We start from the raw sequence: 18,476 nt of genomic DNA, 5'->3' as shown, positions 1-18,476 counted from the left end.
GCTTAGGTGTCCCTGCGCCTCGCCCGCAGCGCCTGGCGGCTGCTGCGCATCGATGCGGCCCGCGCGATCAGCAGCGCGGACAAGGCGCTGGCGCTGGCCCAGGCCCGCGGCGACGTGCTGGCCCAGGCCTGGGCCCAGCTGGCCCGCGGCTACCACCTGCAGTACTTCGGCACGCTGACGGAGGCGGCGCAGGCGTTGCAAGCCGCGCAAGCCCATTTCGATGCCCTGGGCGACCGCGCCGGCCACATCCTGGCCGTCGCCGGCCAGGCCCGCATCCTGTGGCGCGGCGGCGAGTTCCGCGCCGCGGTGGACACCGTGCTGCCGCTGCGCGACGAAGGCCTGCGCGTGCTCAAGCACGAGCAGCGCGGCATGCTGCTGAACACCATCGCCGGCTGTTATTCGGCGGCCGGTGATTCGCAGCAGGCCTTCGCCTACATGTACGAGGCGCTGCGCGATGCCAGCCCCACGCGCGGCCATGGCTTCGACGCGGTGCTGCATGCCAACCTGTCGCATGAGCTGATGCAGCTGGGCGATTTCGAGCAGGCGCTGCGCCATGTGGCCCAGGGCATCACCCGCAGCGCCGGCACCCACAACCCCTTCCTGCGCAGCGTGCTGCTGATCAACCGCGTGGTCTGCCTGACCGAGCTGGGCCGCGCCGCCGAAGCCCTGCCCGATGTGGCCGAGGTGCTGGCGCTACCGACCGACCCCAGCGGCCGCGGCGCGAACGCCAAGCACTTCGAAACGCTGGCCATCGCCGCGCTGGCCGCCGGCGACCTGGTGCTGGGCGAACAGCTGGTCGCGCAGGCATTGCAGCCTCCTGCCGCCAGCCTGCCGGACGAACGCCTGGAACTGGCGGTGGCCCGCACGATGCTGGCGCAGCAGCAGGGCCGGCTCGACGAGGCCGCGCAGCGGCTGGCCGAAGACCGCGCACTGGCCGAAGACGATGCCGTCATCGGCCTGAGCCTGCGCGTGCGCTGCCGCTTCTTCGACTGTTCGGCCGGCCTGCAGCAGGCACGCGGCGAGCCGGGGCCGGCGCTGGCCGACCTGCGCCGGTGGCAGCGCCTGCATCAGCAGCAATCGCTGCACGCGTCACGTGCACGTTATCAGGCTGCAGCCCTGCAGACCGAACTGCTGCGCCTGCAGCACACGCTGGCGGAACGGGAGGCGCAAGGCCGCGCCACCGAGCGCGCCCGCGCCGAGCTGGCCGAGGCCAACGCCCAGCTGTCGCGCCGCATCGACGAAGTGCAGGCGCTGCAGGAAGCGCTGCGCCAGCAGGCCACACGCGATGCGCTGACCACGCTGCACAACCGCCGCCACCTCAACGACACGCTGCCGGCGATGTTCGCGCTGGCCCGGCGCGAGCAGCAGCCGCTGGCCGTGGTGCTGATCGACCTGGATCACTTCAAGTCGGTCAACGACCGCTTCGGCCACGACGTCGGCGACGAGCTGCTGATGGCCTTCGGCCGCCTGCTCGCCGAGAGTGTGCGCGGCAGCGATGTCGCCTGCCGCTACGGCGGTGAAGAGTTCTGCCTGCTGCTGCCGCACACCAGCGCGGGCGTGGCGCACCGCAAGGTCAGCCAGCTGCTGCAGCGCTGGCGCCAGCAGAGCTTCGATCTGGATGGGTTGACGCTGCAAGGCCTGAGCTTCTCGGCCGGCGTCACCGATTCCAGCGGGCCGGCCGACACGCCCGATGCGCTGCTGAAGGCCGCCGACCAGGCCTTGCTGGCCGCCAAGCAGCTGGGCCGCAGCCGCGTGCTGGCCGCGGGCCAAGCCAACTCAGCCTGAAGCCGAAGCACTGCACAATCTCGCGGGTCCGCCCGACGGATTCAGCCCACAGCGACAAAGGAAGCACGATGAGCAACGCCCTGAAGGCCTGGCACGAGGTCGTGCAAAGCCGCGATATGCGCAAGCTGGATGCGCTGCTCGCCGACGACGTGGTGTTCCATTCGCCGGTGGTGCACACGCCGCAGCGCGGCAAGGCCATCACCACGCAGTACCTCACCGGCGCCTTGCACGTGCTGAACACGGCGGCCTTTCGCTACGAGCGCGAGATCGTCGGCCCGCACGATGCGCTGCTGGAATTCAGCACCGAGATCGACGGTATCCAGATCAACGGCGTCGACCTCATCCGCTGGGACGACAGCGGCCGCATCACCGACTTCAAGGTCATGCTGCGCCCGCTGAAGGCGGTGAACCTGGTCCACCAGAAGATGGGCGAGATGCTGCAGCGGCTGAAGTAGCGCAGGGTCTTGAGTGCATTCTTGCGGTTTACACAGGCCGGATCAGCAGCGAACATGCGGCTCCCGCGTTCCTACTGGAGTTTGCCTGCATGCCTGCCGCCCTCGTCGCCTACACCGTCGCCGCCTACACCAGCAGCCAGTCCCAGGTGCTGACGATCCATCCCACCGGCATCACGCTAACACCCAACGGCAACAACATCGCGCAGGCCAGTCCAGGGTCCTACGACCTGGTGGTCAGCGGGCGGCTGCCGGTGAACATCCAGTTCAGCGTGACCGACAGCAGCGGTGCAACCTGTGCCGTGGTCGGCATCGCGATCGATCCGGTCAGCGGTGGCGGCACGGTCCGCGACGCCTTCCCGACAGCGCTGATCAATGCCAACGGCCTGACGCTGGCCGACAACGACCCCACCAACAGCAGTTATGACTTCCTGCTGCTGATCCAGAACGCAGAAGGCGATCTCGGGCTGATCGACCCGCTGATCACGAACCAGTGAGTTTCCCCGCTGCTGCCTGCGCATCGCCCGGCCGATTCGCCTGCTGAGCCTGCCACGCGTCCCCGATCTCGCGGTGAAAAGGCACGGCCTGCAGAAAGGCCTGACGACGCTGTTCGTCGCCGATGCGCGCGGCACGTTCGCTCAACTCGCGCCACGCCTCGGCCAGCCATACGTCGGCGCGCGCATCGCCCGCGGCCAAGAGCACCTGCCAGCAGGTCAGGCGGACGCGCATCGGCTCATCGGTGCCCTCCAGCCCGGCACCCGTGGCCAACCGATCCAGGATCGCCTGCACCTCGTGCAGCGCGCCTGCCGGGTCGCCACGCGCCAGCGCCGCGCCGGCCATCGCCGCCATGGCTTCGATGGCCAGGTGCGGCATTTCCAGCTGATCGAACAGGTTGCGCGACGCCGACAGCAACTCCGCTGCCACAGCCGCCTGACCCAAGGCCCACGCAGCCTGGCCGGCCACGCGCAGCGCCGCCGCTTCGCCCCACCGATTGCCTGTGGCGCGCAGCAAGGCCAGCGCCTGATGCGCGTGAGTTTGGGCCGCGGTGACCAAGCCCTGGTTCAGCAGCACCAGGCCCAGATTGACCAGGATGATGCCCTCGTTCTTGCGCTGACCGACCGCCGCGCTCTGACTCATGGCCTGCGCAAACTGCTGCTGCGCCATGGCGTAGTCACCCAGCGTCATCGCGACGAAGGCCAGGTTCGCCAGCGTGCCGGCTTCATTCAGCCGATCGCCGCCATGCCGGTGCAGCGCCAGGGCTTGGTTCAGGTGCTCGATGGCGGCACCGAAATCACCCTCGTAGATGTGGTAGTTGCCGATCTCGTTGAGCACCATGGCCTCAACGCGCAGCAGGCCCGCCGTGCGTGCGCGCGCCAGCGCCACCGGCGCCGCGCCGCGCGCCTCCACATAGCGCCCGAGCCGTCCCAGCGCAAACACACGCAGTGCGTGCGCGCTGACGGCACATTCGGCATCGGCCTGCGCGGCATCCGGGTCCTCGGCCAGCGCCACGGCCTGTTCAGCACATTGCAACGCGGCCGTGGCATCGCCGCTTTCGTAGTGGAAGCGGCCCCGTCGCTCCATCGCGCGGGCGCGGTGAGCCGGCGCGCCGATCTGCGCGGCCATGGCCTGCAGTTCATCCAGCGCCGCGGCCAGCGGCTGCTGCGCACTCAGGTGGTCGAGCACGCGCACTTTCAGGTACTGCAGGTCCCAGCGCCGAGCCGAATCATCCTGCCGCACCAGCGTCAGCGCGCGTTCGCAGTGCCCCAGCGCTTCGCTCAGCGCATAGCGGCCATGCGCCGCCTCGGCCGCGCGCTGCCAGTGGTCCAGTGCCCGGGCCGGCTCGCTGCCGCGCTCGAAGTGCTCGGCCACCAGTTCGGGCGCGGCGCCGGGCTGCGCCAGCAACCACTGCGCCACCTGCGCATGCGCCGGCTGCTTGAAGCGCTTGAGCAGGCGCTCGTAGGCCACCTGGTGCAGCGTGTGGTGGCGGAAGGCGAATTCGCGCCGGCCTTCGAGGCTGCTGTGGGTGCGCAGGACCACCAGCTCGCGCTCGACCAGCGCGTGCAGCGCGGCCAGGTCCACGATGCCCAGCGCGCGCAAGGCATCGTCCCAGAACACCGGGCCGACCACCGCGGCCAGCTGCAGCAGGTGCAGCTCCTGCCCCGGCAGCGCGTCCAGGCGGGCCTGCAGCACGCCGGTCAGCGTGGTCGGCAGGGCCAGGGCCTGCAGGCGCTCGGGCAGCAGCTGCCAGCCCTGCGTCGGTGTGTCGGTCCGTGTGTCGGTCCGTGTGTCGGTCCGTGGGTCGGTCGGTGGGTCGGTCGGTGGGTCTGTCAGCGGGACGGCCCGGGTGACGATCACGCCCTGGTCGATCAGCATGTTGACCAGTTCTTCCATGTAGAACGGGTTGCCCTCGGCGCCAGCGGTGATCAGCGCCCGCAACGGCGCCGGCACGTCGAGCAGGCGGCGCAGCAGCGCGTCAGCCAGTTCGTCGGAGCGCTGGCCGTCCAGCGGCAGCAGGTCGATGCGCCCGTGCTGCGGCGGCAGGCCGGCCCCCCGTGCCCAGCCGGGGCGGCGCTCGAACAGCGTCGGCCGCGTCAGGCCGATCAGCAGCAGCCGCATGTCGGCATGCGCGGCGAGCAGTTGCTCGATGAAGTCCAGCGAGCCTTCGTCAGCCCAGTGCAGGTCGTCCAGCAACAACAGCACCGGCGTGCCCGGCGTGGCGATGCCGCGCAAGGCCTGCGTGGCGTGGAAGAAGCCGCGGTCGCGCAGCTGGCGTGCGTCGGCCAGCAGGCCGCGCAGCTCGGCATGCTCGGAGAAGTCCAGCCCCAGCAGGTGGCCCAGCACCGCCGCGTCGCCGGTGCTGCGCAGCAGCGGCGCCATGCCGTCCAGCCACTTGCTGCGCGCCAGCGGCAGTGGGTCGCTGTCGAGGATGCGCAGCCAGCGCATGAACAGCTCGCGCAGCATGCCGTAGGGCTGGCCGCTGTCGCGCTCGCCGGCATAGGCTTCGAGCCAGAAGCCGCCTTGCGGCCGCTGCGCCACCCAGCGGCGGAACTCGCCGCTCAGGCGCGACTTGCCGATGCCCGCCTCGCCCACCACCGTCACCGCAGCCAGCGGCGTGGCGCCGCCTGCGCACACCGCGTCATAAGCCGATTGCAGCGCGGCCAGTTCGGCCACGCGGTTGACCATCGGCGTCTCCAGCCCTTCGACACCGCGGATCGCGCGGCGCTCACCCCGCGGCCTGGCCCGCTGCACCAGGTAGGTGAGCAAGGCTTCGTCGTGGCCCTTGACTTGCAACGGCGGCTGCTCCAGCACATCGAACAGCCCGCGCACATGGCGCCAGGTGTCGTGGCTGATGCGCAGCGTGCCGGCCGGCGCCGTCTGTTCCATGCGGGCGGCGATGTTCACGGTGCTGCCCCGGATGCTGTGCTCGCCATCGACACCACCGCCCAGCAGCACGCCGCCGGTGTGCACCCCCACCCGCACATCGAAGCCTTCGTGGCCGAAGCGCTCATGCACCCGCTTGGCATGCCGGCGGCCCTCCTCAAGGATGGCCAGGCCGGCCAGCAGCGCACGCTCGGCGTCGTCTTCATGCGCGCCATGCATGCCGAAGACGGCCAGCAGGCTGTCCCCGGCGTACTGCAGCACCACGCCCTGGTGGGCACGAACCTGAGCCGCGAAGCGCGCCAGCGCGCCGTCCATCACCTGGTGCACGTCCTCGGGGTCGAGGCGGCGGCTGAAGGCGGTGGAATCGACGACGTCGGCAAACAGCACGCTGACCTGGCGCAGCTGCTGCTGCTCGGGCACACCCGGCCCGGCGGCGGCCGGCAGCCGGGCCAGCCGTTCACGCAGCGCGGCAATGGCCATGTCGACCACGGCGTCGCCCAGCGTGGCGCGCTGGCACTGCAGCGCGGCGATGGTGGATTCAATGCTGGCAACGCTGTCGTTCATGGGCCGGAAGCGGGACTACGGATCGCAGTGTCGCATCGCTTGCTGCGGCCGGGTCGGGCCGCGGCAGGTACGCGGCTTGCCATGGTGTACAACATGTTGCGGATTTTCCGAGTGATAGCGCGTCCGCCGCCGTTTGATATTCCATGATCCGGGCTGCCCCGTTGGCGCCCTCACCAGACCAAAGGCGAACACACCATGAGCTACCACCGCTACACCATCAACGAACTCTTCAGCAACGCGGACGGCACGATCCAGTACATCGAGTTGGCCTGTGGCCGGTTCACTGGCGAGAATGAGTTGGCCGGCCATACCATCCGCGTGACCCAGGACGGCGAACCAACGCACACCTTCGGCTTCAACCGCGATCTGCCCAGCACCGCCACGGCCAACACCAAGGTGCTGCTGGCGACCCAGGGCTTTGCCGACCTGGGGCTGGTGACGCCGGACTACATCATCCCGGCCGGCTTTCTGTTCACCGACGGTGGTACGGTGAACTACGCCAGCATCAACTTCCTGAGCTACACCAGCCTGCCCACCGACGGCATGCACTCACTGACCAGCGACCTGACCCAGCTCGCCGGCACGCCGACGAATTTCGCCGGACAGACCGCCGAGATCGAGCTAGTCGAGTACAACCCGATCATCGGCAGCAACGCCGCCGATCAGCTCACCGGCACGGCCGCCCGCGACCGCATCGAGGCGCTCAGCGGCAATGACATGCTCGATGGCGCCGGCGGCGACGACCTGCTGAACGGCAGCGACGGCATCGATACCGCGCTCTATGCCGGCAATCGCTCGGCCTACGTCATCGGTGATGGTGGCTTGACGGTGAGCGGGTCGACGACCGGCACCGACTCATTGTCCGGCGTCGAGCGCCTGAGCTTCAATGACCAGAACCTGGCCTTCGACTTCGGCGCCGACGGCGCGGCCAACCACACCGCCCGCCTGCTGGGTGCGGTGTTCGGCGCCAACCAGGTGAGCAACGAGGTGTATGCCGGCATCGGCCTGGGCCTGCTCGACGATGGCATGAGCTACGGCGACCTCGCCGAGCTGGCCATCCATGCCGCGCTGGGCGAAGACATCGACAACGCCGACCTGGTGGAACTGCTCTACACCAACGTCGTCGGCGAGGCACCGGATGCCGCGACCACCGCGGCCCTGGTCCAGATGATCGTCGACGGCGCCTTCACGCAGGGCTCACTGACCGTCTTCGCCGCCAACCACCCGCTCAATGCCGAGAGCATCGACCTGGTGGGGCTGGCCGAGACAGGCCTGGCCTACGAACTCTACGAGGCCTGAGCCGCCGCGAAACAGCTCAGGAGGGGAAGGAGGCGCATCGTCTTGTTTCAGGGGTGCTTGGTCCGCGGGGTTCGCCCCAACAGCGGGGCGGGCCGCACCTTTACCGCTGGCGGCTGACCCTGGCCGAATCAGGGGCGCCGCGCGATTGGGCTACGCTCGCTCGTCGCACCGCCGCCAGCCCTCTGCCATGACCCGACTGGAACCCCTGCAGCACATCGACGCCGGCGTGCTGAACATCGCCTACCACGAGGCCGGCCCGGCCGACGGGCCGCCGGTGCTGCTGATGCACGGCTTCCCGTACGACATCCATGCCTATGCCGAGCTAGCGCCGCTGCTGGCGGCGCGGGGCTGCCGGGTGATCGTGCCCTACCTGCGGGGCTTCGGGCCGACGCGCTTTCTGTCGGCCGACACGCCGCGCTCCGGCGAGCAGGCCGCGCTCGGCGCCGACCTGCTGGCGCTGATGGACGCGCTGGCCCTGCCGAGCGCAGTGCTGGCCGGCTACGACTGGGGCGGCCGCGCGGCCTGTGTCGTCGCCGCGCTGTGGCCGCAGCGCTGCACCGGGCTGCTGAGCTTCAACAGCTACAACATCCAGGACATCGCCAGCGCGATGCGCCCCGACCTGCCCGAGAACGAGCACCGCCTGTGGTACCAGTACTACTTTCACAGCCAGCGCGGCCACGATGGCCTGGCCCGCGACAGGCGCGGCCTCTGCCGGCTGCTGTGGCGGCTGTGGTCGCCGACCTGGACCTTCGACGACGCCAGCTTCGAGCGCAGTGCCGCCGCGTTCGACAACCCGGACTTCGTCGAGGTGGTGATCCATTCCTACCGGCACCGCTTCGGCCTGGCGGCCGGCGACCCGGCCTACGCCGGGATCGAGCAGCGCCTGGCCCGGCAGCCGACGATCAGCGTGCCCACGCTCAGCTTCGACGGCATGGCCGACGGCGTGCGCCCGCCGGCCGAGGCCGCGCAGCATGCCCACCATTTTGCCGGGCCGCGCACGCACCGCTGGATTCCGGGCGTCGGGCACAACATGCCGCAAGAAGTGCCGCAGGTCTTCGCCGACGCGGTGATGGCACTGCTGCGCCAGGGCTGAAGCCGCTTCCTACAATGGCCCGATTCCCCTTTCTCGAAAGCCCGCGATGATCGTCGAGCGCATCTGGACCGGTAACAGCTACCGCAACTACAACTACCTGATCGCCTGCCCCGAGACCGGCGAGGCGCTGGCGATCGACCCGCTGGACCACGAGAAGACGCTGAACACCGCCCGCGTGCGCGGCTGGCAGATCACGCAGATCCTCAACACCCACGAGCACCACGACCACACCGGCGGCAATGCCGCGGTGGTGGCCGCCACCGGCGCGAAGGTGATCGCGCACCACCTGGCGGGCTCAAGCATCGCGGGCATGGACCGCGGCGTGCGGGCCGGCGACATCATCAAGGTGGGCAAGACCGTCGAGCTGGAGTGCCTGGACACCCCCGGCCACACGATGTGCCACATCTGCCTGCGCTCGCACACCGAACAGCCCGCGCTGTTCTCGGGCGACACGCTGTTCAACGCCGGCGCCGGCAACTGCCACAACGGCGGCAACGTGGTCGACCTGTACACCAGCTTCGCCGAGCAGCTGTCGAAACTGCCGGACAACACCCAGGTCTATGCCGGCCACGACTACATCGAGAACAACCTGAAGTTCACGCTGGCCCGCGAGCCCGACAATGCCGCCGCCAAGGCCCTGCTACCTGAAGTGAGCGGCCATGATCCGGCCAACACGATCGTCACGACCCTGGGCGAAGAGAAGCAGTTCAACACCTTCCTGCGGCTGACCAGCCCCGGCGTCATCGCCCAGCTGCGCCAGAACTTCCCGGACCTGCCGGCCAATCCGGACCCGCAGACCGTATTCACCAAGCTGCGGGAGCTGCGCAACACCTGGTGAACGGCCGGGCGCTCAGGCCACCGCCGCCTGCGCCGCCAGCACCTCCACCCGCACGCTCTCGGTCAGCTCGGCCTTCAGCTCGGCGAACGCCACGGTGGTCTTCACCGAGTAGTGCCGCGGGTGCGGCAGCGGCACCTCGTGGTCGAGCTTGATGCGGCCAGGCCGTGCACTCATCACCATCACGCGGCTGCCCATGAACACGGCTTCGTCGATGTCGTGGGTGACGAAGAGCACCGTCGTGCGCTCGGCCTCCCAGATGCCGAGCAGCAGCTCCTGCATCAGCTCGCGGGTCTGGTGGTCCAGCGCGCCGAAGGGCTCGTCCATCAGCAGCATGCGCGGCTGGTTGGCCAGTGCTCGCGCCAGCGCCGTGCGCTGCTGCATGCCACCGGACAGCTGCTTCGGGAAGTGCCGCTCGAAACCCTTCAGGCCGACCTTGGCGATGTAGCCCTGCGCCACCTCCAGCTGCTGCGCGCGAGGCATGCCGCGCTCGCGCAGCCCGAAGCAGACGTTGTCCAGCACCGTCAGCCAGGGGAACAGCGTGTAGCTCTGGAACACCATGCCGCGGTCGGCGCCGGGGCCGTCGATGCGCCTGCCGTCGAGCAGCACCTCGCCGGTGGTCTGGCGGTCCAGCCCGGCGACGATGCGCAGCAAAGTGCTCTTGCCGCAGCCACTGGGGCCGAGAATGGTGATGAAGTCGTTCTCCATCACGTCCAGGTCGGTGGCCTGCAGCGCCAAGGTGTCGCCATGGCTGGACTGGAAGCGGCGAGACACGCCACGCACCGTCAGCAGGGTCTTGCCAAGGGCATTCATCGGCCGCTCATCTTCCCAGTTGGGCCCAAGGAAAGGCACGGCGGTTGGCGGCCTTGAACAGCAGGTCGCTGGCCAGGCCGATCAACCCGATCACGATGATGCCGAAGATGATCTGGTCGGTCGCCAGCAGCGCCTGGCTGTCGGTGATCATGTGGCCGATACCGCTGGAGGCGCCGATCAGCTCGGCCACGATCACGTAGGTCCAGGCCCAGCCCAGCACCATGCGCAGGATCTCGGCGATCTCCGGCGCGGCGCCGGGAATCAGCACACGCCGGATCAGGCCGCGGTCGCTGACGCCCAGCGTGTAGGCCGCCTCGACCAGGTCGCGCCGGGTGTTGCCCACCGTCACCGCGATCATCAGCACCAGGTTGAAGAAGCTGCCGATGAAGATGACCGAGAGTTTCTGCGCCTCGCCGATGCCGGCCCACAGGATCAGCAGCGGGATGAAGGCCGAGGCCGGCAGATAACGCGCAAAGGAGATGAAGGGCTCGAAAAAGGCCTCCACCGGCTTGTAGGCGCCCATCAACACGCCCAGCGGCAGCGCAAGCGCTGCGGCGATGAGGAAGCCGCCCAGCACGCGCCACACCGTCATGCCGATGTCGCCGATGAAGCCCATCTCGGCCAGCAGCGTGTAGCCGCTGCGCAGCATCGTGACGGGGTCGGCCAGGAAGGTCTTCTGCACGAAGCCGCCGAAGGTGGCCAGCGACCACAGCGCAACGAAGACGACGAAGAAGGCCACGCCGAGCGCGATGCGCGCGCCCGGCTGGACTGGTACGAGAGGCTTCATGCCACCAACGGCCCGATTTCGCGCCGTGACTTTGCACGGCACGGTGCACACAAGCGAACGCCGCGGAACCGGCTCTGCCGGGCCGCTGGCGTTGCCCCCTGGGGGGAGGCGGCCGCAGGCCGCTTCGGGGGGGTCACTTCAAGAAGCGGGTGTCGGCCAGCTTGCTCATGTCCGGCGCGGTCTTGATGATGCCGATCTCCAGCAGCAGGTCAGCGGCTTCCTTGCTGAACGCGGCGTGCTCGCCAGCGAAGAATTTCTGGTTCGCATCGCGGTCCTGCCAGCGCAGGTAGGCCTGGCTCTTCTCGAAGGCTTCGCCGGTCTGCTTGACGTCGGCGCCCATGATCTCGAAGCTCTTCTTGGCGTCGGCCTTGATCATCGCCACCGCGTCGAAGTAGCCGTCGGCCAGCGCCTTGGCGGCCTTGGGGTTGTCGGCCAGGAACTTCGGTGTGCAGCCGAAGGTGTCCATGATCATCGGGTAGTCCAGCGTCGTCGCGATGATCTTGCCGGCTTCAGGCTTGGCGCGCACGGCGCCCAGGTAGGGCTCGTAGGTCATCGCGGCGTCGATGCCGTCGGTGCCGGCGATCATCGCGTTGGCCGCGGCCTGCGGCTCCAGGTTCACCACCTTCACGTCCTTCACCGACAGGCCGTTCTTCTTCAGCATCCAGGCCAGCGTGAAGTACGGCGCCGTGCCGGGCGCGCTGGCGGCCACGGTCTTGCCCTTCAGGTCGCTGATCTTCGTGATATTGGGCTTGACCACCATGCCATCGGCGCCGTAGCTCTTGTCGAGCTGGAAGATCTGCGTCGTAGCCACGCCGTTGGCGTTCCACACCACCCAGGTCTCCACCGTCGTCGCGGCGCACTGGATATCGCCCGAAGCGATCGCCAGATGGCGGTCTTTCTGCGGGATCTTCTTGATCGACACGTCCAGCCCGTGCTTCTTGAACAGGCCGGCCTCCCTGGCCAGCGTCAGCGGCGCGAAGCCGGTCCAGCCGGACATGCCGATGGCGACCTTGGTGTCCTGGGCCAGCGCGCCCGTGCTCACGAGGGCAATGGCGGCCAGGGTGATCAACGACTTCATGCGCTCTCCAGTGCTGTCTTGGGGACCCGCGATGTTGCGTTCGCGGGCCGGGTTTCACAACGCGGGCAAGCCCGCAGGCCGACCCAGCAAGTCTCGCGCCATCGCGCCATCGCGGCATCGCGGCATCGAGTCGCTTCAGGCAGCGACCCACAGGGCCGGCAGGCCCGGCAGCGTGCGGAACACGCGGGACAGCGCGCCCCCGGTGACCAGCGCAGTGGCCCGTTCGATGTCCGGCGCCAGGTAGCGGTCTTCGTCCACCGACGGGCAGGCCTCGCGCAGCAGCGCATGGGCCTGTTCCAGCGCCGTGCTGCTGGTCAGCGGCCGCAGGAACTGCACGCCTTGCGCGGCGGCCAGCAGCTCGATGCCGAGGATGTGTGCGGTGTTGCGGATCATCGCCTGCAGGCGCCGCGCCGCGAAGGTGGCCATCGACACATGGTCTTCCTGGTTCGCCGACGTCGGCAGTGAATCGACGCTGGCCGGGTGCGCCAATGACTTGTTCTCGGAGGCCAGGGCCGCTGCCGTGACATGGGCGATCATGAAGCCGGAATTCAGCCCGGCGTTGGCCGTGAGGAAGGGCGGCAGGCGCGAGACGCCGGCATCGATCAGCATCGCAATGCGGCGCTCGGCAATCGCGCCGACCTCGGCGATCGCCAACGCCATGCCATCGGCGGCCAGCGCCACCGGCTCGGCGTGGAAGTTCCCGCCGCTGATCATGTCCCCGGTGTCTGCAAACACCAGCGGGTTGTCGGTCACCGCATTCGCCTCGCGCAGCAGCACCAGCGCGGCATGGCGCAGTTGATCGAGGCAGGCCCCCACCACCTGCGGTTGGCAGCGCAGGCAGTAGGGATCCTGCACGCGGTCGTCATCGGATTCATGTGAGCGCCGGATCGCGCTGCCGGCCAGCAAGGCACGGTAGTACTGGGCCACGTCGATCTGGCCGGGCTGGCCGCGCAAGGCGTGGATGCGCGGGTCGAACGGGCCATCGCTGCCACGCGCGGCGTCGAGGGTCAGCGCGCCGATCACCAGTGCCGCTTCGAGCACCGGCTCGAAGCTCAGCAGCGCATGCAGCGCCAGCGCGGTGGAAGTCTGCGTGCCATTGATCAGCGCCAGGCCTTCCTTGGCGGCCAGCCGCAGCGGCTCGATGCCGGCTTCGGCCAGCACCTGGGCCGCGGGCCGGCGCTGGCTCACGCCGGCCCCGGGCCGGCTCTCATCGCTGACCAGGAATTCGCCCTCGCCGATCAGCGCCAGCGTCATGTGCGCCAGCGGCGCCAGGTCGCCCGACGCACCCACCGAGCCCTGGCTGGGCACATACGGCACCAGGCCGGCGTTGAAGAGCTGCAGCAGCTTGTCGATCACGATCTGCCGCACGCCTGACGCACCCCGCGCCAACGAGGCCGCCTTCATCGCCAGCATCAGCCGAAGCACTGCTGGCTGCAACGGTTCACCGACACCCACCGAGTGCGAGCGGATCAGGTTCAGCTGCAGCAGCGCCAGATCGGATTCACTGATGCGCTGGTTGGCCAGCTTGCCGAAGCCGGTGTTGACGCCATAGACCGGCGCATCGCCCTCGGCCGCGCGTTGCACCACGGCCGCGCTGGCGGCAATGACGGGCAAGGCCGAAGCATGCAGTTCCAAGTGCACGCCGCCGCGGTGGATGGCGAGCAGGCTGTCGAGCGTCAAACCGCCCGGTTCAAGGATCAGGTTCAACTCAGGCCCCCAACATCGGCATGTTCAATCCCTGCTCTTTCGCGCAGGCGATGGCTTCGTCGTAACCCGCATCGGCATGGCGCATCACGCCGGTGCCGGGGTCGTTCCACAGCACGCGCTCGATGCGCCGGGCCGCGGCCTCGCCGCCGTCGCAGACGACCACCACGCCGGCATGCTGCGAATAGCCCATGCCGACGCCCCCACCGTGGTGCAGGCTGACCCAGGTGGCGCCGCCCGCGGTGTTCAGCAGCGCGTTCAGCAGCGGCCAATCGGACACCGCGTCCGAACCATCGCGCATGCTTTCGGTTTCGCGGTTCGGCGACGCCACCGAGCCGGCATCCAGGTGATCGCGGCCAATGACGATCGGCGCCTTCAGCTCGCCGGACTTCACCATCTCGTTGAAGGCCAGGCCCGCGCGGTGGCGCTCGCCCAAGCCGATCCAGCAGATGCGCGCCGGTAAGCCCTGGAAGGCGATGCGCTCACCGGCCATGTCCAGCCAGCGGTGCAGGTGGGCATCTTCCGGGAAGAGTTCCTTCATCTTCGCGTCGGTCTTGCGGATGTCTTCCGGGTCGCCCGACAAGGCCACCCAGCGGAACGGCCCCTTGCCGCGGCAGAACAGCGGGCGGATGTAGGCCGGCACGAAGCCGGGGAAGTCGAAAGCGTTCTTCACGCCGGTGTCGAACGCGACCTGGCGGATGTTGTTGCCATAGTCCACCGTCGGCACCCCCATCGCCTGGAAGTCCAGCATCGCTTGCACGTGCTGCGCGCAGCCTTGTGCCGCGGCGTCGCGCAACGCGGCGTGCTGGCCGGCATCGGCCTGCGCGGCTTGCCAGCGCTCGACCGTCCAGCCCGGCGGCAGGTAGCCATGCACCAGGTCGTGGGCCGAGGTCTGGTCGGTCACCAGGTCAGGCCGGATGTCACCGCGCCTGGCACGGTGCACCAACGCCGGCAGCAACTCCGCCGCATTGCCCAGCAGGCCGATCGACACCGCCCTGCCCTCGGTGGTGTAGCGCTTGATCCGCTCCAGCGCATCGTCCAGGCTGCGCGCCTGTTCGTCCAGGTAGCGGGAACGCAGCCGGAAGTCGATGCGCGACTGCTGGCACTCGATGGTCAGCGAGCAGGCCCCGGCAAACGATGCCGCCAGCGGCTGCGCACCGCCCATGCCGCCCAGCCCGGCGGTGAGGATCCAGCGCCCCTTGAGCGATCCGCCGTAGTGCTGCCGGCCGGCTTCGACGAAGGTCTCGTAGGTGCCCTGCACGATGCCCTGGCTGCCGATGTAGATCCAGCTGCCAGCCGTCATCTGGCCGTACATCATCAGGCCCTTGCGGTCCAGTTCGTGGAAGTGCTCCCAGGTGGCCCACTTGGGCACCAGGTTCGAGTTGGCAATCAAGACCCGCGGCGCATCGGCATGCGTGCGGAACACGCCCACCGGCTTGCCGGATTGCACCAGCAGCGTTTCGTCTTCCTTCAACTCACGCAGCGCCTTCAGGATGGCCTCGTAACAGTCCCAGTTGCGTGCCGCCTTGCCGATGCCGCCGTAGACCACCAGCGCATCGGGGTTTTCGGCCACCGCCGGATCCAGGTTGTTCTGCAGCATGCGGTACGCCGCCTCGATCAGCCAGTTGCGGCAGCTGAGTTCGGTGCCGGTGGGCGCCTTCACCGGGTGCGGCTGGGCGATGTGGTGAACGGCGGACAGATCGGTCATCTCGTGCTCCGGAAAGGCTGTGCAACGCCGCGCACTGTACTTGTCTAGACAAGTCAATGCAAGTAGGATCTGCCACCATGCCGCGCCGCTCTCTGCCCCCGCCCACTCTGGCTCCGTATGCGCAGGTCAAGCAGTTCCTGAAGGAGGCGCTGTCCCATGGCCAGTACCCGCCCGGGGCCTTGATGCCCTCGGAAGCCGAGCTGGTGGCGCAGTTCGGCGTCAGCCGCATGACGGTGAACCGCGCACTGCGCGAACTGCAGACCGAAGGCCTGGTCGACCGCGTGCAAGGTGTCGGCACCTTCGCGGCCCAGCTGCACCGCGTGTCCTCGCAGCTGACGATCCGCGACCTGCACGACGAGATTGCCGCGCGCGGCCACCGCCACGACGCGCTGGTGCAGCTGGCCCGCCGCGAACGCGCGCCCGCCGCACTGGCCGCCCGGCTGGGCCTGCACACCGGCGATGCGGTCTTCCACACCCTCATCGTGCACCGCGAAAACGGCGTGCCCATCCAGTGCGAAGACCGCTACGTCAACCCCGCCGCCGCACCCGACTACCTGGGCGTCGACTTCACGCGCACCACGCCCACGCACTACCTGCTGCAGGTGGCACCGGTGTGGCAGGCGCAGTATTCGATCGAAGCCGCGCTGCCCAGTGCCGAAGAAGCGCGGCTGCTCGGCATCAGCCCTGCCGCGCCCTGCCTGGTGGTGGTGCGCCGCACGCAGCAGCGCGACACGCCGATCACCATCGCGCGACTGGTGCATCCCGGTTCGCTGTACATGTTGGAAGGCGCGTTCGCGCCCTAAGCTTGGAAGGATCGTTGTCACCGTGACCCTCGAAGTCATCCAGGCCGAGCACACAGCGCCGCGCCGCTGGCGCAATGGCGGCGGCATCACGCGCGACCTGTTCAGCGCGCCGGCGACTGACGCGTGGGCCTGGCGCGTCAGCCTGGCCGATGTGGAACAGGACGGCCCGTTTTCCGCCTACCCCGGCATCACGCGCTGGTTCACCGTGGTCCAGGGCGCCGGCGTGGTGCTGCAGTTCGACGCTGCCCGCCAGGTGCTGGACAGCCACAGCGCGCCGCTGCAGTTCGACGGCGCGCTGCAGCCCGACTGCCACCTGCAGCACGGCAGCACGCGCGACCTGAACCTGATGACGCGTGACGGCGTCTGCCGCGGCACGATGCAGCGCGCGACGGCCGACGATGAGTGGTTCAGCCCGCTGGCCACGCGCGCGCTGTTCGCGGCCGAGCCGATGCGGCTGCAGATCGACGACGCCGATGCGGCGCGCCTGCCGGCGATGTCGCTGGTGGTCAGCCAGCACGCGGCCCATCAGCGCTGGCGTGTGCAGGCCGAGTCGGATACCCCCGCCGCCTGGTGGCTGGCGATCGAGCTGGGGAGGTCGGCATGAGCGTGCAGGGTCGCTTCAATGCGCTGATTCCGCAACGCGTAGCGCGCAGGGAAGCCCCATGAGCGGCCCGGTCACGCTGTGGCGCAACGCCCGCCTGGCGACGATGTGCCCCGGCGCGCCCTGGGGCCTGATCGACGCCGGCGCCCTGCTGGTCGAAGGCGAGCTGCTGCGCTGGGTCGGCCCGGAAAGCGCCCTGCCCACCGCCCTGGCGCGACGCGCCGAGCACAGCATCTCGCTGGACGGCGCGTTGGTGACCCCCGGCCTGATCGACTGCCACACCCACCTGGTCTACGGCGGCCACCGCGCACGTGAATTCGAGATGCGGCTCGAAGGGGCGACCTACGACCAGATCGCCCGCGCCGGCGGCGGCATCCGCTCCACCGTGTCGGCCACGCGGGTGGCCACCGATGGCCAGCTGTTCAAGCAGGCGTCGGAACGCGCCGCGGTGCTGATGGGCGAAGGCGTCACGACGATCGAGATCAAGTCCGGCTATGGCCTGTCGGCCGAGCATGAAGCGCGCTGCCTGCGCGTGGCGCGCCGCATCGGCCGCGAACTGCCGCTCACCGTGCGCTGCACCAGCCTGGCCGCCCATGCGCTGCCGCATGAGTTCTCCGACCGCCCCGACGACTACATCGCCGCGGCCTGCGCCTGGTTGCCCGAGCTGCAGGCCGAAGGGCTGGTCGATGCGGTGGACGCGTTCTGCGACAGCATCGCCTTCACCCCGGCCCAGACCCGCCGCATGTTCGAGGCCGCACGCGGCCTGGGCCTGCCGGTCAAGCTGCATGCCGAGCAGCTGAGCAACCAGCATGGCGCCGCGCTGGCAGCCGAGTTCGGTGCGCTGTCCTGCGACCACCTGGAGCACCTGGATAGCGACGGCATCCGCGCCATGGCCGCGGCCGGCAGCGTGGCGGTGCTCTTGCCGGGCGCGTTCTACTTCCTGCGCGAAACCCGGGTGCCGCCGATCCCGGGTTTGCGTGATGCCGGTGTGCCCATCGCCATCGCCAGCGACCACAACCCCGGCTCCTCACCCGGCCTGTCCTTGCTGCTGATGCTGAACATGGCCTGCACCTTCTTCCGCCTGACGCCGGAAGAAGCCTTGCGCGGCGTCACGGTGCATGCCGCGCAGGCGCTGGGCCTGGGCGCCACGCATGGCCAGCTGCAAGCCGGCCGCCGGGCCGATTTCGTGGCCTGGGACCTGGACGCACCGAACGAGCTGGCCTACTGGTTCGGCCGCAACCCCTGCTTGCGCGTGGTGCGCGCGGGCATTGAAACCGTGGGGCCTGATGCATGACAGGCGTTCGGATGAACCCCGCCCTCTCGGCGCGGCGGCTTGGACTCGCGCCTGGAGGCGTGCCGTCGGGGTCTGCAATCGGCCCGTTGCGGTCGTTTGGTTGTTGTTCTGAGAGCCGACATTCAATTGTTGAGTCCCGCGGAGTGGCCGGGATTCCGCCCCGGCGGGCGGGTAACTTCTTTCTGCTGGCTCAGAAAGAAGTCACCAAGAAAGAGAGCCAGAAAACCAAACGTTCATTTGTGCCTCCGCACGCGCAGTCCTGCAGCGCCAGTGGCGGCA

Annotated in this window: 15 protein-coding genes; 9 read left to right on the top strand and 6 right to left on the bottom strand. The window is 69.1% G+C overall.

Annotated elements, in window-relative coordinates; translation table 11 throughout:
- Positions 1-6 precede the first annotated feature (6 nt).
- The 3 genes from VLK61_RS23680 (at position 7) to VLK61_RS23670 (ending at position 2,734) form a co-directional block, all read left to right on the top strand.
- Positions 7-1,785, top strand: coding sequence for a diguanylate cyclase (locus tag VLK61_RS23680; RefSeq protein WP_325424583.1), 1,779 nt, complete (start codon positions 7-9; stop codon positions 1,783-1,785).
- A 68-nt stretch (positions 1,786-1,853) separates the two neighbouring features.
- Positions 1,854-2,240, top strand: a complete 387-nt coding sequence (locus VLK61_RS23675) for a nuclear transport factor 2 family protein (RefSeq protein ID WP_325424582.1) — start codon at positions 1,854-1,856, stop codon at positions 2,238-2,240.
- Between the two features lie 89 nt (positions 2,241-2,329).
- Positions 2,330-2,734 (top strand): hypothetical protein, encoded by a 405-nt coding sequence (locus VLK61_RS23670; RefSeq protein ID WP_325424581.1) that lies wholly within the window; start codon positions 2,330-2,332, stop codon positions 2,732-2,734.
- Here the strand turns inward: VLK61_RS23670 and VLK61_RS23665 are convergent.
- Entirely contained in the window at positions 2,721-6,182 is a 3,462-nt protein-coding gene (locus VLK61_RS23665; RefSeq protein ID WP_325424580.1) for an ATP-binding protein, read from the bottom strand. The two genes, VLK61_RS23670 and VLK61_RS23665, sit on opposite strands and share 14 nt — an antisense overlap.
- Positions 6,183-6,377: 195 nt before the next feature.
- Between VLK61_RS23665 and VLK61_RS23660 the strand changes: the two genes are divergently transcribed.
- The 3 genes from VLK61_RS23660 to VLK61_RS23650 all read left to right on the top strand — a co-directional run bounded on the left by VLK61_RS23660 (position 6,378) and on the right by VLK61_RS23650 (position 9,412).
- Positions 6,378-7,481, top strand: a complete 1,104-nt coding sequence (locus VLK61_RS23660) for a calcium-binding protein (protein WP_325424579.1) — start codon at positions 6,378-6,380, stop codon at positions 7,479-7,481.
- Between the two features lie 187 nt (positions 7,482-7,668).
- Entirely contained in the window at positions 7,669-8,574 is a 906-nt protein-coding gene (locus VLK61_RS23655) for an alpha/beta fold hydrolase (protein WP_325424578.1), read from the top strand.
- 46 nt (positions 8,575-8,620) lie between these two features.
- Positions 8,621-9,412: a hydroxyacylglutathione hydrolase gene (locus VLK61_RS23650; protein ID WP_325424577.1), complete on the top strand. Its 792-nt coding sequence runs from the start codon at positions 8,621-8,623 to the stop codon at positions 9,410-9,412.
- Between the two features lie 12 nt (positions 9,413-9,424).
- Here the strand turns inward: VLK61_RS23650 and VLK61_RS23645 are convergent, their stop codons facing one another.
- The 5 genes from VLK61_RS23645 to hutU form a co-directional block, all read right to left on the bottom strand.
- A complete protein-coding gene (locus tag VLK61_RS23645) occupies positions 9,425-10,222 on the bottom strand; it encodes an ABC transporter ATP-binding protein (RefSeq protein WP_325424575.1) in 798 nt (265 codons plus the stop codon).
- Between the two features lie 7 nt (positions 10,223-10,229).
- The gene (locus VLK61_RS23640; RefSeq protein WP_414636851.1) at positions 10,230-11,009 is read right to left on the bottom strand and encodes an ABC transporter permease; all 780 of its coding nucleotides are present in this window, start codon (positions 11,007-11,009) and stop codon (positions 10,230-10,232) included.
- A 133-nt stretch (positions 11,010-11,142) separates the two neighbouring features.
- Complete coding sequence (locus VLK61_RS23635; protein ID WP_325424571.1) at positions 11,143-12,087, bottom strand: ABC transporter substrate-binding protein; 945 nt, start codon at positions 12,085-12,087, stop codon at positions 11,143-11,145.
- 135 nt (positions 12,088-12,222) lie between these two features.
- Entirely contained in the window at positions 12,223-13,794 is a 1,572-nt protein-coding gene (gene hutH / locus VLK61_RS23630; RefSeq protein WP_414636850.1) for a histidine ammonia-lyase, read from the bottom strand.
- 1 nt (position 13,795) lies between these two features.
- Positions 13,796-15,499 carry a urocanate hydratase gene (hutU, locus tag VLK61_RS23625; protein WP_325424569.1) on the bottom strand — a complete coding sequence of 568 codons (1,704 nt, stop codon included), beginning with the start codon at positions 15,497-15,499 and terminating at the stop codon, positions 13,796-13,798.
- 77 nt (positions 15,500-15,576) lie between these two features.
- Here hutU and hutC point away from each other — a divergent pair, with 77 nt between their 5' ends.
- Genes hutC through hutI form a run of 3 tightly spaced genes read left to right on the top strand, consistent with a single transcriptional unit; the run spans position 15,577 to position 18,197 of the window.
- Complete coding sequence (hutC, locus tag VLK61_RS23620; RefSeq protein ID WP_325424567.1) at positions 15,577-16,302, top strand: histidine utilization repressor; 726 nt, start codon at positions 15,577-15,579, stop codon at positions 16,300-16,302.
- A gap of 22 nt (positions 16,303-16,324) precedes the next feature.
- Positions 16,325-16,906, top strand: a complete 582-nt coding sequence (locus VLK61_RS23615; protein ID WP_325424565.1) for a HutD family protein — start codon at positions 16,325-16,327, stop codon at positions 16,904-16,906.
- A gap of 58 nt (positions 16,907-16,964) precedes the next feature.
- The gene (gene hutI, locus VLK61_RS23610; RefSeq protein WP_325424563.1) at positions 16,965-18,197 is read left to right on the top strand and encodes an imidazolonepropionase; all 1,233 of its coding nucleotides are present in this window, start codon (positions 16,965-16,967) and stop codon (positions 18,195-18,197) included.
- The last annotated feature ends 279 nt before the right edge of the window (positions 18,198-18,476 follow it).

The sequence above is a fragment of the Aquabacterium sp. genome (assembly GCF_035476535.1).
In the GTDB taxonomy this organism is placed as follows: domain Bacteria; phylum Pseudomonadota; class Gammaproteobacteria; order Burkholderiales; family Burkholderiaceae_C; genus Pseudaquabacterium.
Note: the sequence above shows the minus strand (reverse complement) of the source record. Positions and strands in the feature narration are given on the sequence as shown.

Coding starts and splice junctions, on each gene's coding strand:
- VLK61_RS23675 (WP_325424582.1), top strand. CDS start 1,854: ATGAGCAACGCCCTGAAGGCCTGGCACGAGGTCGTGCAAAGCCGCGAT.
- VLK61_RS23670 (WP_325424581.1), top strand. CDS start 2,330: ATGCCTGCCGCCCTCGTCGCCTACACCGTCGCCGCCTACACCAGCAGC.
- VLK61_RS23665 (WP_325424580.1), bottom strand. CDS start 6,182: ATGAACGACAGCGTTGCCAGCATTGAATCCACCATCGCCGCGCTGCAG.
- VLK61_RS23660 (WP_325424579.1), top strand. CDS start 6,378: ATGAGCTACCACCGCTACACCATCAACGAACTCTTCAGCAACGCGGAC.
- VLK61_RS23655 (WP_325424578.1), top strand. CDS start 7,669: ATGACCCGACTGGAACCCCTGCAGCACATCGACGCCGGCGTGCTGAAC.
- VLK61_RS23650 (WP_325424577.1), top strand. CDS start 8,621: ATGATCGTCGAGCGCATCTGGACCGGTAACAGCTACCGCAACTACAAC.
- VLK61_RS23645 (WP_325424575.1), bottom strand. CDS start 10,222: ATGAATGCCCTTGGCAAGACCCTGCTGACGGTGCGTGGCGTGTCTCGC.
- VLK61_RS23640 (WP_414636851.1), bottom strand. CDS start 11,009: ATGAAGCCTCTCGTACCAGTCCAGCCGGGCGCGCGCATCGCGCTCGGC.
- VLK61_RS23635 (WP_325424571.1), bottom strand. CDS start 12,087: ATGAAGTCGTTGATCACCCTGGCCGCCATTGCCCTCGTGAGCACGGGC.
- hutU (WP_325424569.1), bottom strand. CDS start 15,499: ATGACCGATCTGTCCGCCGTTCACCACATCGCCCAGCCGCACCCGGTG.
- hutC (WP_325424567.1), top strand. CDS start 15,577: ATGCCGCGCCGCTCTCTGCCCCCGCCCACTCTGGCTCCGTATGCGCAG.
- hutI (WP_325424563.1), top strand. CDS start 16,965: ATGAGCGGCCCGGTCACGCTGTGGCGCAACGCCCGCCTGGCGACGATG.